Genomic DNA, 15,232 nt, shown 5'->3' with positions numbered 1-15,232 from the left:
CTGGCCCAGGCATGCTCGAGCACTGATTGGCAAAGCGATATCATCCCGCTATCGACCCTCGGCCGGCCAGCGGCCTGTGTCGCTTGACCGCCTCAGGACTCCTTAAGCAACGCCTTGACCAGTTCGCGGGGAGTATTTTCGTCGACGTCTATGCCGACAGTGTCGCGGAGGTACGCCCGGACGCGTTCGACGCTCTCATCGCTTCCGAGTCTGCTTCGTTGCCATCGTGCACCATCGACGAATGCTTCCCGTTTGTGCTCGCGCAACACCGAAAGCGAATAGGAGTGTCCCAGGACATCAAACTCGGGATCGGGATGAACCTGTTTAGCGGTCTCTATCGCTGTCTGTTCCCAACGCAACTTCTCATCACCTAGCTTCGGTCCAACGGCGTCGTGATTGATGTCAGTGTTATATACCGAAAAGGCTCTCGGCTCCAATGCCTGTGCGTCGGCAATGCCAGTTGGTGAGCATCCCGTCGCAGAGCCGTCAGCCTGGTGAGCGTCTGTGATCGAAGTCCGTCCGCCCCGAGCAGGGCGGACGAGACGGCCGGTCGGGTCGCTGGAGGTGATCATGGCGCCCTCCATCCTTGGAAGTAGCTGGAGGTTGGGCTGGATCAGAGCGGGCTGCCTGCCTGACGTGGTCACGACTGCGCTAGCCTGTGAACAGGCCGACGGCTGAAGCCGATGCCCAAGCAACACCACCCGCAGCATCGTCTAAGAGAGGACCCGAAATGAATGCCAATCAGGTCGGCATTGTGTGGAATCCGTCCAAGACCGAGAAGGCAGACCTTGAGGCCGCGCTCCCGACACAGACTGGCGTCGATATCACGTGGCACGAAACTGAGGAAGACGATCCCGGCAAATCAGCGACGCAGGCCGCGCTCGATGCCGGTGCTGAAGTGATCATCGCGGCAGGAGGGGACGGGACAGTCCGTGCGATCGCTGGTCACCTCGCGGAGATCGGCTCCTCTGCCGAGCTCGGCATCGTTCCGCTGGGGACCGGGAACCTCCTAGCCCGCAATCTCGACGTTCCGCTCAACAGCTTGGGCGAGGCAATGGATCGCGCCTTCAACGGCACAGCACGCGAAATCGACATGGGCTGGGTGGAGGTCACCCTTCCCCAGGGCATGAATCGTGAGCCTTTCGTCGTCATGGCCGGGTTCGGAATAGATGCCCACATGATCACAGAGACCAACGATGACCTTAAGGACAAGGCAGGATGGCTGGCCTATGTTGAGTCGCTTGGGCGTGCCGTCTCTGCCAGCGATGTCATGGAGATCAACCTGTCACGCGGAGGTGAACCGATCGGGCACGAGTCGGCGCATACGCTCATCGTCGGCAATTGCGGCACGTTGCAGGGTGGTATCACTCTCCTTCCCGATGCCGATCCCACCGATGGTGAACTGGATGTCCTTATCCTCAAGGCAGAGGGTGTCGCCGGTTGGCTCGACACGATGAAGAACATGGTGTGGGATAACGGTCTGCGGAAGATGATGGCGAAGGACGAGTCTGCGCAGAGCAGTGAGAGCGCGATACATCAGCGGATTTCTTCATTGACGATTGAGCTTGAGCAGCCGCGCATCGTCGAGGTTGACGGTGACGAAGTCGGTGAAACTAACCGGATCGATGTGACGATCAAGCCCGCGGCGCTGCGAGTGCGCTAGTCCGGCAGAGACTACAGGGCACGGTCGGGGGAGGTCCGGTCGCCGAACTGAGCGCTGGAGCCTGAGATCTCGAACCTGCCTGTCCACCGACCATCGGCAAGGGCGACTCCGATGACGTTCTCACCTGGGCGGAGCAGTGCGGTGACATCCGAGCACTGCACGCTGATCCGATGCTCGTAACTGTCATAACCAGGGACCAGAACCTGGTCGTCGCAGACGCGCCCGTTGATTATGGGTGTGTAGACCCTGCCCACTGCGCGGTCCAATCAGACGTATCGAGCAGCGCCGTCGAGAAGGTGGACTCGGCGAACAAGTGCCCCGCCGGGCCACAGGGGCCGAGTCAGGACTCCGGTGGAGGGCCGACCACCACAAGGTCGAGCTCTGCCTGGGCCTTCGCGAATCCTGCGGCCGGGAAGTGCGGCTCTCCGCCCTCGACGTGGACGTACTCCTCGGTTGGGTCGTTCATGTACTCGAAGAACGGTTCGAACACCGGGGGCGTGAGCAGGCCGAGCATGTGCGTGTTGTTCGCGGCAAGGGAGAAGCTGTGGATCGTCCCTGCCGGCGCATGGAGGAAGTCGCCAGGGGCGAGGACCACCTCTTCGCCGTTGGCATGGAGTCTGACCCGGCCGCCGAGGCAGAGGAAGTTCTCCGAATGCTCCTGGTGGAAGTGCAGCGGAATGTAGGGGGTCTTGGCGCCCCTCGTGTCCATGGCGAAGAACCGGCCCCCGGTGTTGCGGGCGCGCACCGGGTAGGTGTTCATCTGTTCGAAGGTCTCGTAGCGGTCGCCGTGCCCGGCCGCATTGACGAAAGGCACCTCACCGTCGGGCAGATGATTGCCAGGGCGGGTCGCAGCGGTCCCGCCGACCGATGATCCGTCGCTGGAGGATGCACCGGACGAGATGTCGCTGCCGTCGTGGATCGTGACCCCGTACCCATCGACGAGTTCGCTGCGGAGCAGCGCGGAGACTGACGAGGCGGGTCGCCTGGAGAAGATATGCGCCCCCGTCTCTTCCCCGGCGTCACCGGCCAGGCGGTGCAGCCAGTCCTCGGTGGAGTAGAGGAAGAGCGAGTTGAACGCGGCCCCGCCGGCGATTGAGAACCGGGTCCCTGCAGGGATCGACCCTGAATCCCCGCCGATGAGGCGATGGGACCGTCCGTCGAAGGTCACCGTCACCTCGCCTTCGACGACGTGAACGAACGAGTGCCCCGGCACCGACAGAAACGGAGAGTTCGATCCGCCGGGAAGAGCGATCCGGTACAGCGAGAACTCCCCACCGGTGTCCGCATGCCTCGCCATCGTCGTCACGTGCCAGTCGCCGAGGTGGTGACGCAGGCCTTCCCCCGAAGACAGTGCGAATGGGGCGAGTTCCCCGGGAAGTTCATCACGCAGCAGAGCGGTCTTCTGGATGCTCTCCCAATCGAATGCTGTGGTCATTGTCGGCCTTTCATCAGAGGTGGAACGTGGGTTCGGTGTCATAGCCGGTCAGCGCCTGCGGACGCAGAGGTGGTGGGTGAAGAAGTCACGGACGAGCGTGAAGGACGGGTGACGTCCAACCGGGTCGAAGCTGCCGCGGTTGTCGGCAGTGAAGGGAGTCTCGGGTTCGGCCTCGAGACGGCCGTTGTCGAGTCGGATGCCGGGACCGAGCTCGAGCACTTCTCCCGGGTTGAAGAACCCATGGCCGAAGCCCTCGATGAGGTAGAGCAGGGACTCACCGCCGCGTGCACTCAGATATTCGTGGAGGCTCCGCGACTGATCAGCGGGAACCGCGGTGTCCGCGGTTCCATGCAGGATGAAGAAGGGCGGCGGGCCGCTGACGTCGAGGAGCACAGGGCTCGCCTCGCGGGCGCGCTCACGCAGATCCTCGTATGCTGAAACGGTGGGAGGAAGTCCGCCGAGGAGGTCCTCCTCGGGAGTGGCCGCGCGTCGTTCACCCGGCCCCGGCTCCGCGGGGGTCCCCGGTTCGGCTTCGGGGAGTCCCGGCAGCAGAGCGGCGATGTCGGTGGGACCGTAGCCGTCGACGACGCAAGCCACCTCGGTGCTCAGCTTCTCGTCATCGGCGGGAACAGTCTCCCCTGGCAGCCTTGGTGTGTGAGCGCTCAGAGCCGTGAACGCGGCGATGTGCGACCCTGCTGAGGAGCCCCACAGACCGATCGACTCGCTGTCGAGACTGTAGTCGTTCGCATGTCTGCGCAACCAGCGGAGCGCTTGACGCAGGTCGAGGACTTGGGCCGGATGGGGATGCTCTGGTGCGAGACGATAGTCGATGGAGACCATCGCGAACCCGGCGGAACAGAAGTGCCGGGAGAAATCGGGACGGGCCGTGCGATCCTGCAGGCGCCACCCGCCTCCATGGACCCAGACGATGACGGGCCATCCCGTCTCCGGTGGCCGGCCGATGGGAACGGCGAGGTCGAGGAGCAGCTCGGGATGGGTCGGGTCGAATGCGATGGTGTGGGTCATGAGACCTCCCTATGTTGGTCCGCGCCTCCCGGCGCTGAGTCGTCCGATCTGCTCGATCGGTCTCCTGTCGTCGACGTCCCGACCGCCGTCAGCAGTGCCGCGGCGAGAACGGCATCCGGTGATGTTACATCGTCACCCACACCGTCGCCGTGCCCACCGTCCTTCTTCGCCGAGGCCGACGCAGTGGCTGCAATATGGAGATCGGGCCTCACGAGCACCAGGTCCTCACCCCAGTGCTCACGCGCTGCCTCTGCATCTGGTCCCGACAAACGGACGACCCGCAGCGGGATCGAGCCCTCTCTGGCCGTGCGCTCGAGTACTTCAGTGGTGAGGTGTGCGGCAGCATCGCCGGTGACGAAAACAGTGAAACCGCGCGCTTCGGGGTACACGCTCGCTCCGCTGGTCAGGCGAAAGTGCGGAAGCAGACATCCGGGCAGAGCCTGCGGCCGGTATTCGACGGCATCGACGAAGGGCGTGGGGCCGGGCGCGACGCGGGAGGTCCCGGCGTATTCGTATCCGAGCACAAGCCCTTCGGAGTGGAACTCACTGGCCTTGACGGCCAGGGCTCCGCGGACCCGTGATCGCACCTCATCGCCCTGGTCACCGGCCTCATCGAGCTGCGGGTCGACGAAGTCGTAGGCGAGGGCTTTGCCGTTCGCCGCGGCATCGGCGATCATCCGAGCCGCCACTGGACGACGTTCCTCTTCGTAGCTGTCGAGGAGACTCGAGCTCGCCCACCCTTCATGGACGGCGATGAGCTTCCACGCGAGGTTCTCCGCATCGGAGATGCAGGTGTTGAAACCATGGCCGCCCCACGGCGGATTGAGATGCGCCGCATCTCCGACGAGGAAGATACGACCGTCGCTCTCCCGGCCCCCGTACGAATCGGCGAGCAGCATCCGCGCAGTCCACGAATCGGTCGCGAGCACCTCGATGTCGACATCGGGACCGACGCCTGCCATCGTCCGGATCGCTGCAGCCACCTCGGCGGGGTCATCCATCGGTTCACAGCCCTGCAGGATGGCCCACCATGTGCCGTCACGGTCGAGTTCGCCGATCATCCCCGAGGTGCTCTCGTTGACGATCCACCACTGCACGGCCGGGTCGATGCTCACCTGCTTGCGCAACCTCGACGAGGTGAAGACGACGTTGAAGTTCGGGCGCGGAGCGCTCGTCCCCTGGAAGGCGATGCCGAGCGATTTGCGCACGCGCGATGTCCCACCGTCGGCACCGATGATCCACTTCGCCGCCAGTTCGACTGTGTCGGGATCATCTCCGGCACCGTCATCAGCGGCAGCCGAAGCCACACTGACAGTTGAGGCCGACGGATCCGCATTCAGTGCGCGCACTCCGGTCACGAAGGTGATGTGTTCGCTCTGCGCCGCCGCCTCGCGCAGCACCTGCTCGACCTGAGGTTGGGGGATCTGCTGGCCGCATTCCGGGGAGAGCCCGTAGTCGCCGTCGATGAGTTGGAACGCCTGGTGGAAGCGTCTGAGTTCGTGGCCTCTCAAACTCGTGCAGAAAATGACGTCTTGGGAATAGGAGACAGGCAGCGCGGCCGTTTCACGGACTCTTTCGGCCAACCCGATGCCGGCCAGCAGCGACATGGTTCGCGCGTTCGTGGTCTTGGCACGCGGGCGCAGCTGGTCGACCTCGATTCGCGGCTCGATGACGACCGAATCGATGCCGGCCCTCGCCAGACGCAGGGCCAGATACGTCCCGCTCGGTCCGCCGCCGGCGATGGCGACGGTCGTTCGATCGGGGACCGCGTCGAGGCCTTGAGCGATGGTCACGCAGAAACTCCTTCAGTGGGCTTGGTGGCGGTTGCGGTGCTGTCACGCAGCGGCATGGCGATGGCTGCAACTGCGCCGAGCACGGCGGGGATTGCGAACCACATGGCCGCTGCTCCCGGTGAACCGCCGAGGGTGGCGGCGACTGCACCATAGGTGGGCCCGACGATGGCGCCGAGGCGGCCGGCGGCGAGCGCCCAACCGAGCCCGGTGGCACGGACCTCTGGTGGATAGTACTGGGCGATGTGATCGTTGATCATGTTCTGAGTCCCCATTCCCCCGACGCCGGCGAAGAAGATCGCGGCGAAGAGCAGGAGGTGGTTCTCCGTCATCGACACTGCCAACAGCGACAGTGCCGCAGTCGAGAAGCCGAGGATGACCATGTATTTCGGGGCCGACTGCTGTGCGATCCAGGCGATGACCACGGTTCCGATGATGCAGCCCAGCGAGTAGATCGACAGGAACGCGATCGAGGACTGTGCGGCGAATCCAGCACCCTGCATGATGACTGGCAGCCACGTCGTGATCCCGAACATCGTGAGCATGCTGATCGCACACACGGTCCAGAACAGCAGCGTCGGGACGAGCTGACGGGCGGTGAACAGTCGCGAGACCCCGGAGGCGCGGACATGACCAGCGGTCGCTGGTGCGGCCTTTGCTGCGAGGAATACTTCGGATTCGGGCAGCCACCGCCACACTGCGAGCAGCAGGATGAGTGAGAGTCCGCCGAGAGCGTAGACCGGGCGCACACCGTGGTCGACGACGAGCGCGGTGGCCGTCAGCGCCCCCACGAGCGAACCCACCGGCGGTCCGGTGAGCACCGCTCCGACGGCGAGTGAGACCTTGCCCTTGGGCGCGGACTCATTCGCGATGGCCACAGCGGTGGGCAGGACCCCGCCGACTCCGATGCACGTGATGAACCGGAAGACCGCGAAGACCGTGAAGTTCGGGGCAACGGCGCACAGAATCATCCCGAGGCTGAAGATGCCGAGCGAGGTCATCAGCAGCCGTCGCCGGCCGAGCCTGTCGGTCAGCGTTCCGGCCGCAAGGGATCCGATCAGCATGCCGATGAGTGCGACGCTGCCGACAGTGCCGGCGAGGCTCTTCGTCACACCCCAGTCGGGGTTGCCGAGGAAACCGGGCAGGGTGGCACCGTAGACGTAGAGGTCGTAGCCATCGCAGAGGAGCGCGGTCCAGCAGATGAGGAGGATCGCCCAGGTGGGGGTTCGCAGCTGTGTCATTGATCTTCGCCTTTGAAGTGGTGGTCTGGAACAGGATGGATGGAGAATGCCGCGAGCTCAGTTCGAACGCGCGATGATGCGGTTACGCAGGGTGCCGAGCTTGTCGACCTCGACTTCAACGGTGTCGCCGGGCTGGAGGAGCCATTCTGGTTCTCGCGTGTAACCGACTCCTTCGGGGGTGCCTGTGGCCAGGAGGTCGCCGGGCTGCAGAGTGAAAGTGCGCGAAATGAGGGACAGTGTCGAGGCGGGCGAGTAGACGATGTCTGATGTGTTGCCGTCCTGGACGGTCGCACCGTTGACTCGTGTCTGCACGCGCAGTCCGTCGGCAAGGCTGCCGACTTCGGAGGCAGGGATGATCGGGCCGAGCGGACCCGAGTTGTCACCGTTCTTCCCGAGGATCCACTGCGAGGTGAGCTTCTGTGCGATGCGGGAGGTGACGTCGTTGAACGTCGAATAGCCGACGATCGCCTCCTGGGCCTCGTCCTCATCGGCGTCGGCGAGGGTGGCGCCGACGTACGCGACGATCTCACCTTCCCAGTCGAGGCCGCGCTCGTTGGCGGGCACCGGGATTTCGGCGCCGTCGACGCTGAGGCTGCGGGTCCAGCGCGCGAAGAGCGTCGGGTGCTCCGGGAAGGCTTCTTCCTTGAAGCTACCCTCGGCATGGTGGGCGCGGTAGTTCAGCCCGATGCAGATGACTCGGGCCTCGGGCAGGACGGGCGGAACGACCTGGTAGTCGGCGATGGCGACGGTCTCACCGGTGCCTCCGCGCTCGGCCTCGCCTGTCGCCGCGATGTGCGCATCGGCATCGGACCAGAATTCGCGGAGTTCCGCGATCACACGCGCTTCGGTCGCAGACACTCGGTCAGCCACGAACGTCGTGTGGTCGGGGGCTTCCAGTCCGATGAGCTTCATTGCGTCTCCTCGCAGGGTAAAGAGCTTAAACATATGTATGTTTTGTATGGTTAAATAGAACCATGGCACAGATCACCGACGATGTCCAGAACTCCGCCGAGGCTCTTCTCCCTCATTCAGGCAGCCGTTCCCGTCCACTGTCGCGCGGGGAACACTTGGCTGAATCGATCCGCGACGCCATCCGTGAACGCGAGTTGGAAGCCGGCGATTTCTTCGGCACACTCGAAACGATTCGCGAAGAGACCGGGTTGGCTCGGACCACCGTGAGCGAGGCGGTCAAGCTCCTCCGTGATCGCGGTGTCCTCGTCGTCAGGCCCGGTCGAGGCGGAGGTCTCTTTGTGGCGAAGACGACCCCGATCGTGCGACTGCGGCATACGCTCATGCGCGTCGAGGGTGATCCGGCTTCAGCCGCGGATGCCATCGAACTGCGCGAATCGCTTGAGGAGCTCATCGCAGTGAAGGCCGCGATCCATCGCTCCGCGGCCGATTGCCGGGAGATCGAGGCGGTCCTCGCCGAGATGCGTGCGGCTCAGACGTGGGATGACTTCATGCAGAGCAACTGGAAGCTGCATGCGACCATCGCGGCGATCTGTCCGAATTCGATGGCCCGCCCTGTCTACGAAAGCACTCTGGGGTTTCTCTCAGGTGCTCACGCCGAGCAGGACGGCGAGGTCGACGCGAGCTACTGGGGCACCCGCCTGCAGGTGCACGAGGACCTCGTGGCCGCCATCGCCTCGGGTGACCTCGAGGCCGTGCGCGCGGCCGTCGCCGCCCACGCTTCCTCGAGCAGCCGAGTGACGGAGGAGAGACCAAGATGACCGATGAGAACCCCACCCCGTTTCGGCAGTTCATGTATCCGCCGGGACACCCGCGCATCGAGGACCTGAAAGGTCTCGATGCCTACGAATACCGTGAGGTCGCCAAGGCCCCGGGCACGTTCACCGGAGGTCTGATCGCCGGATGGGAACCGCTCTACCTCAACGACTTCGCCGGAATCACCTCGGACGGGCAGATCGTTGAAGGACTGTACCCGTTAACGCCTGCGGAGCCGGGCGAGGAAGCACCTGTCGAGGGCATGCTCACAGCCGTCGAGGCGCTGTTCGCCGCCTGCTCCGCAGATGAGGTGGAAAAGCTGCGTTACCCGGTCGATGCGGTCGAATGGCAGACCTGGGCCAATCCCGAGTTCATGCAGTTCGACACCGGCCTGCGGCTCGAGTTCACCTCGGAGGCGGTGCGGCAGGCCGCGTTGGACCTCGTCCGGGCGAGCTTGAGCAAGGAGGGCTTCGAACTCACCCACTCGATGATGCTCATCAACGGATTCCTCGGCGAGGTCGTGGGTCTGGAGAACATCCTCGGGGAGTTCTCATACAACTTCGCCGTCTACGGCACTCCCGATGTCAGGGCTCCCTGGGGATGGCAGCTCTATGGACATCATTGCGCCGTCAACTGCCTCGTCGTCGAAGGACGGATGACGATAGCCCCGGTGTTTCACGGCGCTGAGCCGAACGAAATCGACGCGGGGCCGCACGCGGGCCTGCGATCCTTCGACGATCGCGTCGACGCCGGCACCGACCTCATGGCGTGCATGAGCGAGAATCAGCGCGCCGAGGCGGTCATCTACGACGAGATCGTCGATCCTGCGATGTCCGAAGGGCGAATCCATCCCGGCGATGAGCGCCATCTGGCCGGGGCGTTTCAGGACAATCGGGTCATCCCCTACGAGGGGGTGCAGGTGGCCACGTTGGATGCGCGGGCGCAGGAGGCGGTCGTCGACCTCGTCGCGACCTTCCTCAACATCCTGCCTGAGGGGCCGCGTCGCGCGAAGGTGCGCGAAGTCAGGGAACATCTGAACGAGTCGTATTTCTGTTGGATCGGTGGGACCGAGTCGGGAGATGTGTTCTACTACCGATTCCAGTCACCGGTACTCATCATCGAACTCGACCACCACTGCGGAGTGTTCCTCGACTACGACGTCCCCCAGCGCTTCCATGTGCACACGCTCATGCGCGTGCCCAACGGCAACGACTACGGCCGCGCCTGGGTCCGCCAGTGGCAGCGTCGAAATAACTGAGAAAGAGATAGGCGCAAGAGAAGGCCAGTCCGTCGGAACAGCGATGCCGACGTACCGCACACCACCGTAGTGGGAATACGGAGACCGTAGAATCGACCACTCAACTGCTCGTGGACTGCTGCGACCCCCGCACTACACGTAGTCTAGGGAGCCTGCGGAGGCGATGCCGAGCACTTCGGCCTTTGGCCTAAACCGCAGATTCTTCACCTCCATGCTGAGCGATGGGGTCACACAGGAGATGCCTGAGTGGCGCCGATCGCCGTTTCGATACGCGCTCGTGCAGCGAGGAGCTCCTTCCGTGCTCTTGGTATGTCCAAACGACCGTCGGGCGCGATCACGCTCAGCGCGCCGAGGCACTCCCCTCGTGACATGATCGGTACGGCGACGACATCGACTACGTCACCGAGCCATTCTGAATGGGATTGGGCGTATCCTTGCGCACGAACCTTGTCGAACGTTTCGGCCATCTCAGCGAATCTGTTCCTGTCCAAGTGCGCGTCGAATGCCAACAGCACCATGCCGGACGCCGAAGTTCTCAGCTCCAAATGGGGCTCCGCGGTCATTGAGAAAGGTCGTTTGGGTTCAAGCCTTTCGATGATGATCGCTTCATTGCCATTGAGCACCGCGTAGGAGATCGGTTCGTTGAGCGTGTCGACCAGTTCTGTCATCGCCTGACTGACCTGATGAGGAACTCCCGAGTACTCAATGGCGAACCGACCGAACAGCGCAGCTCTGGGAGACAGCTGGTAGTCTCGTTTCTCGTTCTGGACCAGCCAGCCGACCTCAGCCAGAGTTGAGACATACTGGTGGGTCGCGGCCCTAGACCAGTCGAGCTTTCTGGCGAGCTGTGACACGCTGGCCAAGCCGTCGGGGAAGGTTAGAAATGTTTCCAATACAAGTATCGTTTTGCTCACGGACTGCAGGCTCATACCACCTCATTATTCCTTTAGTTTGAGCGTGGCGCTCTAAAACGCAACTTGTCAGTGCACAGCGCGCTCGCAATCACAGAAGATTCGGTTCGCCTGGATGCATTACCTGGGGATCGAGATCATACTTCTTCGCAATCTCATCGAGCTCACCCGACTCACGCATCTCCTTGATCACACCGTCGAGAGCCTTACCAAGTTCTTCATTGTCTTTGTTGACTGGAAAGTTGGTCTGACCCGCTTCGCTGGTAGCTTGCACTCGCTCGTCCGGCTTCAGCGGCGTGACTGTAAATCCTTCGATTTCGTGCTTCTTAAGATATTGTGTACCTGCTATGTATCCCTGGACTGACCCGTCGATTCGACCCGCGGCGATGTCATCGAATACAGCGTCGTCATTCTGATAGATCTTCAGTTGACCTCCGAAGACCTTCTTCATATCGTCGACTCCGATCAAGCCTTGCCCCACGCCGATCTCCAGATCCTTGAGATCATCGAAGTTGTCGATCCCCTCTTCAGTGACCGACGAAAGCGGCGAGGTGACTACCGGGGCGGAAAGTCGCACCTTCTCTGCGCGTTCCTGCGTCCGATACCACGAACCAAGCGTCGTGTCTGCCCGCCCCGTCGCCACTGAGGTGATCATCGCAGGGGAATCGCCCTTGTTGATTTCGAGAGTGAGACACTCTAGTTCTGAGAACTTTGTGAGCACGTCCCCCTCGAGTCCGCTGAGACTACCGGGCGAATTCGACATCGAGAACGGCACATACTCATACTGAGCAACTGTCAGAAAACCCTCTTTGAGCGTCTTCAGTCCCTCGTCTCGTGGGGTGCAGTCTTCAGCTACGGACTGTGGTGCGCCGGGGGGCGTCCCGCCACATCCGCTCAGGGCGAGCAGCAAGGCGGTTGCCGTAGTAGCCAGTAGATTCTTCTTCATTGCGACTCCCTTGTCGATAGTGATTGTTGAGATATTGATTAGAACGCGTCAGGCGACGGTGGCAGATTGCGTCGGACTCTTTGAGAGCAGAGCTTTCACAGCCTTACGCTTCGAACGCTTTTTCTGTCCCATCGTCTTCTCCAGATAACCGCTGAGGACCGCCCCGGGAATGGTAATGCACAGGTACAGCACTGCTGCTGCCGTGTACACAGACATGTATTCGAACGTGGCCGCGCCGATCACTCCGGCATGCTGCATAATTTCAGGCACCGTGATGACAGTGGCCAAAGATGTGGCCTGGAAGATGATGATCGTCAGATTGACCAGGGGCGGAATCGAGATTCGAGCAGCTTGCGGAATGATGATGAAACGATAAGTGTCCGCCGGTGACATTGATAGAGAATTCGCCGCCTCGGCCTGACCGGCTGCCACGGAGTTGAGGCCGGCACGAATCATCTCCGAGGAGTACCCAGCAGCTGAGAACATCAGTGCCGCTAATGCCGCCGGATTGGGATCAAGCATCATTCCCAGCTGGGGCAGTCCCTGATAGACGAGGAAGAGCAGCACCAGGATCGGAACGCCTCGACCGAGTTCAACGATGACCAGGGCGGCATAGTGCAGGATTTTCAGATGCGATTCGACCCCGAGCGCAAGGAAAAACCCCAGAATGTAACCACCGAGGCACGAGAACAATGTGAGCATAATGGCGACGCCGAGCCCCGGCAGGAGATCCGGAATGAACTGCGGCCAGTCGTAGAGCCAGGAGAAATCGCTCATGCGAGGGCATACCTCCTCGTGATGTGGGCGTGGATGGAACGTGAGAACGCCGCGATCGGCAGACTCAAAGCCAGGTAGATCAAACCCGCGATTCCGAACATGTAGAGACCATGCGCGTTGTACTGGGTCATGATGCCGGCCCGGAATACGAGATCAGCGACGCCGATCGTAGATACCAGAGCCGAATCCTTGAGAAGCCCGATGATTTGAGTAGCGACGGACGGACTGACTGCTCTGAAAAGCTGCGGCCCGATAATGAAGCGCAGAGTCGAGAACCGATCGAGATTGAGCGCGTTGGCGGCCTCCCATTGACCCGCCGGTACGGCCTGGATTCCTCCGCGATAGATCTCAGCCATGTATGCCGCAGCAATGATCGACAGCACCAGAAGGGAAGCAGCCACGGGAGAAAGGGTGAGGCCGAGCTGACCGACTCCGAAGAAGGCGATAAAGAGCCAGACGATGGTCGGCACTCCACGGACGACATGGACAATGGCGTGGTAAATTCCGCGGAGCACGCTGAACCTACTCTGAGCCAGAGCAAGCATCGGCAGACCGAGGACTATTCCGATCGCCGCCGACCCAAAGGTCATGACCGCCGTCCACCCGGTGCCCATGGCGATATACGCTATGATCTCCCCCATATCAGCGCCCCAGGACGGCTGACAGGAATCGGTTCGTTCGCTCCTGTTCGGGGTCGGACATGATCTTCTCAGGGTTGCCCTGTTCGATCACTGCGCCATCGACCATCACGGCGATCTGGTTGGAGACCTGCCGCGCGAATTCCATTTCGTGGGTGACGATGAGCATCGTCATATCGTCGGCGGCCAGTTTCCTCATCACCTGAAGGATCTCTGCACCGATCTCGGGATCGAGGCCCGATGTCGGCTCGTCAAAGAGCATCAGCTCCGGATCCATGGCAAGTGCTCGCGCGATGGCGATCCGCTGCTGCTGACCGCCCGAGCACTGAGTCGGATATGCACCCGCTTTGGCCTCGAGACCGACTCGGCGGAGTTCTTCCATTGCCCGCTCTTCGGCTTCCGCTCGAGACCGCCGATGCACGCGCATCTGTGGAAGCGCGACGTTCTTCAGAGCAGTGAAGTGAGGAAAGAGATTGAATGATTGGAATACCATCCCGGTGAAGCGGCGCAATCGGGTGACTTGTGCCTTGCCTGGTTTGCCGCTGTCAAAGTCGATGGTCGTATCACCGATACTCAGGCTTCCGGCATCAGGAGACTCGAGGAGGTTGAGGCATCTGATCAGACTTGACTTTCCAGCACCTGAGGGGCCGATGATTGAGACGACTTCACCTTTAGTTACATCAAGCGAGACGTTGTCGACGGCTCGGTGTTCGCCGAACTGCTTGCTCGGCGCCAGCGCTGAGACGAATGGTCTGGTCATGGCAGACGACCCTTCGAGAGTATTGGTCATGTGAGTTGACGGCTGTGTGATGGTCATGCGTCGGTCCTCTCAGAGTGACTTGAACGTGCGGCGGTAGAAGTCCAGCCAATTGCCGCCCATGATCTTCGCGACCTCGACGTCAGCGAATCCACGGTCGCGCAGGCACTTCTCCGCGTTGGGGAACTGCGAGGGGTCGTCGAACCACCCCAGACGTGGCTGCGGACCGGAGTTGGCTTTCGAACCTGCTCCGTATTGGATTTCCCTTGCCCACCGGCCCTGACGCATCCATTCGAGATAAGCCATCCCGCCCGTCTGGTCGAAATCGGTTCCGATGCCGACGTGGTCTATGCCGATCCGGTCGACCGTCCATGCCACGAGCTCCGACCACTTCTCCGGCGTCGTATACTCGCCGACGATATTGCGATACACGGAGAGCCCGATGACTCCACCGTTGTCCTTGAGCGCATCGAGGACGTCGTTGGGCTTGTTCCGCGGGTGCGGCGCCAACTCAGCCGGATTCGAATGCGTGATGGCAACTGGCTCCGCGGAGTGTCGTATAGCGTCCATGGTCGTTATGTTGCCGACATGGGATAGGTCCACGACCATTCCGCATCGGTTCATCTCTCGAACCACGTACTTTCCGTAGCGGGAGAGCCCCGAGTCGCGAGGCTCATAGCAGGATCCGCCGATATCGGACTGAATATTGTAAGTCAGCTGCCCAACCCGGGTCCCCATTCGGGCGAAGAGTTCGACATAGCCGAGGCGCCCCTGGAGGAAGGCCACATTCTGGAAACCGAGGAGAATGGCGCAGCGCCCAGATTCTGCGATTCGCTCGATGTCACTGGCTGTGTAGGCGATCTCGACGAGATCAGAATTGTCCTCAGCCATGTGCTGCCAGCGGACGATCTGGTCCATCGATTCGGTCGCGTCCTCCCAGAAGCCCACGGTGACTGTGGCGCAGCCGACTCCTCCGGTCGCGATCTCTTCCAAAGCCGGGCGATGGTCAGGCTTCTCCTTCTCGAGTGGGGTGCAGAGCAGGCTGTCGACGTAGAGCATTTCGTG

Annotated in this window: 16 protein-coding genes; 3 read left to right on the top strand and 13 right to left on the bottom strand. The window is 62.1% G+C overall.

What is annotated here, in order from left to right:
* Positions 1-92: 92 nt before the first annotated feature.
* Positions 93-572: a hypothetical protein gene (locus D3I60_RS14760; RefSeq protein WP_262777061.1), complete on the bottom strand. Its 480-nt coding sequence runs from the start codon at positions 570-572 to the stop codon at positions 93-95.
* Positions 573-730: 158 nt separating this feature from the next.
* Here D3I60_RS14760 and D3I60_RS14755 point away from each other — a divergent pair, with 158 nt between their 5' ends.
* Positions 731-1,663, top strand: coding sequence for a diacylglycerol/lipid kinase family protein (locus tag D3I60_RS14755; RefSeq protein ID WP_262777060.1), 933 nt, complete (start codon positions 731-733; stop codon positions 1,661-1,663).
* An 11-nt stretch (positions 1,664-1,674) separates the two neighbouring features.
* Here D3I60_RS14755 and D3I60_RS14750 read toward each other — a convergent pair whose 3' ends face one another.
* The 6 genes from D3I60_RS14750 to D3I60_RS14725 form a co-directional block, all read right to left on the bottom strand.
* The gene (locus D3I60_RS14750; RefSeq protein WP_262777058.1) at positions 1,675-1,917 is read right to left on the bottom strand and encodes an alpha-L-rhamnosidase N-terminal domain-containing protein; all 243 of its coding nucleotides are present in this window, start codon (positions 1,915-1,917) and stop codon (positions 1,675-1,677) included.
* 86 nt (positions 1,918-2,003) lie between these two features.
* Positions 2,004-3,098 carry a cupin domain-containing protein gene (locus D3I60_RS14745; protein ID WP_262777056.1) on the bottom strand — a complete coding sequence of 365 codons (1,095 nt, stop codon included), beginning with the start codon at positions 3,096-3,098 and terminating at the stop codon, positions 2,004-2,006.
* A gap of 48 nt (positions 3,099-3,146) precedes the next feature.
* Positions 3,147-4,124: an alpha/beta hydrolase gene (locus tag D3I60_RS14740; protein ID WP_262777054.1), complete on the bottom strand. Its 978-nt coding sequence runs from the start codon at positions 4,122-4,124 to the stop codon at positions 3,147-3,149.
* Positions 4,121-5,917: an FAD-dependent monooxygenase gene (locus D3I60_RS14735; RefSeq protein ID WP_262777052.1), complete on the bottom strand. Its 1,797-nt coding sequence runs from the start codon at positions 5,915-5,917 to the stop codon at positions 4,121-4,123. Before D3I60_RS14735 ends, D3I60_RS14740 begins: the two co-directional genes overlap by 4 nt.
* Positions 5,914-7,155, bottom strand: a complete 1,242-nt coding sequence (locus tag D3I60_RS14730) for an MFS transporter (RefSeq protein ID WP_262777050.1) — start codon at positions 7,153-7,155, stop codon at positions 5,914-5,916. The genes D3I60_RS14735 and D3I60_RS14730 overlap by 4 nt, the downstream gene beginning before the upstream one ends.
* A 57-nt stretch (positions 7,156-7,212) precedes the next feature.
* Complete coding sequence (locus tag D3I60_RS14725) at positions 7,213-8,067, bottom strand: fumarylacetoacetate hydrolase family protein (protein WP_262777048.1); 855 nt, start codon at positions 8,065-8,067, stop codon at positions 7,213-7,215.
* A gap of 62 nt (positions 8,068-8,129) precedes the next feature.
* Between D3I60_RS14725 and D3I60_RS14720 the strand changes: the two genes are divergently transcribed.
* Positions 8,130-8,885 carry a FadR/GntR family transcriptional regulator gene (locus D3I60_RS14720; RefSeq protein ID WP_262777046.1) on the top strand — a complete coding sequence of 252 codons (756 nt, stop codon included), beginning with the start codon at positions 8,130-8,132 and terminating at the stop codon, positions 8,883-8,885.
* A complete protein-coding gene (locus tag D3I60_RS14715; RefSeq protein ID WP_262777045.1) occupies positions 8,882-10,138 on the top strand; it encodes a DUF3500 domain-containing protein in 1,257 nt (418 codons plus the stop codon). Before D3I60_RS14720 ends, D3I60_RS14715 begins: the two co-directional genes overlap by 4 nt.
* A gap of 227 nt (positions 10,139-10,365) precedes the next feature.
* Here D3I60_RS14715 and D3I60_RS14710 read toward each other — a convergent pair whose 3' ends face one another.
* The 6 genes from D3I60_RS14710 to D3I60_RS14685 all read right to left on the bottom strand — a co-directional run bounded on the left by D3I60_RS14710 (position 10,366) and on the right by D3I60_RS14685 (position 15,226).
* Positions 10,366-11,067, bottom strand: a complete 702-nt coding sequence (locus tag D3I60_RS14710; RefSeq protein ID WP_262777043.1) for an IclR family transcriptional regulator — start codon at positions 11,065-11,067, stop codon at positions 10,366-10,368.
* A gap of 73 nt (positions 11,068-11,140) precedes the next feature.
* Entirely contained in the window at positions 11,141-11,995 is an 855-nt protein-coding gene (locus D3I60_RS14705; RefSeq protein WP_262777041.1) for a substrate-binding periplasmic protein, read from the bottom strand.
* Positions 11,996-12,043: 48 nt separating this feature from the next.
* Entirely contained in the window at positions 12,044-12,772 is a 729-nt protein-coding gene (locus D3I60_RS14700; protein WP_262777039.1) for an amino acid ABC transporter permease, read from the bottom strand.
* Positions 12,769-13,386: an amino acid ABC transporter permease gene (locus D3I60_RS14695; RefSeq protein WP_262777038.1), complete on the bottom strand. Its 618-nt coding sequence runs from the start codon at positions 13,384-13,386 to the stop codon at positions 12,769-12,771. Before D3I60_RS14695 ends, D3I60_RS14700 begins: the two co-directional genes overlap by 4 nt.
* A 28-nt stretch (positions 13,387-13,414) precedes the next feature.
* Positions 13,415-14,227: an amino acid ABC transporter ATP-binding protein gene (locus D3I60_RS14690; protein WP_276584647.1), complete on the bottom strand. Its 813-nt coding sequence runs from the start codon at positions 14,225-14,227 to the stop codon at positions 13,415-13,417.
* 12 nt (positions 14,228-14,239) lie between these two features.
* Entirely contained in the window at positions 14,240-15,226 is a 987-nt protein-coding gene (locus D3I60_RS14685) for a dipeptidase (RefSeq protein ID WP_262777036.1), read from the bottom strand.
* Positions 15,227-15,232 lie beyond the last annotated feature (6 nt).

The organism is Brevibacterium permense, assembly GCF_025506275.1.
Classification (GTDB): domain Bacteria; phylum Actinomycetota; class Actinomycetes; order Actinomycetales; family Brevibacteriaceae; genus Brevibacterium; species Brevibacterium permense_A.
The sequence above is the reverse complement of the archived record's forward strand: the minus strand, read 5'-3'. Positions and strand labels throughout refer to the sequence as shown.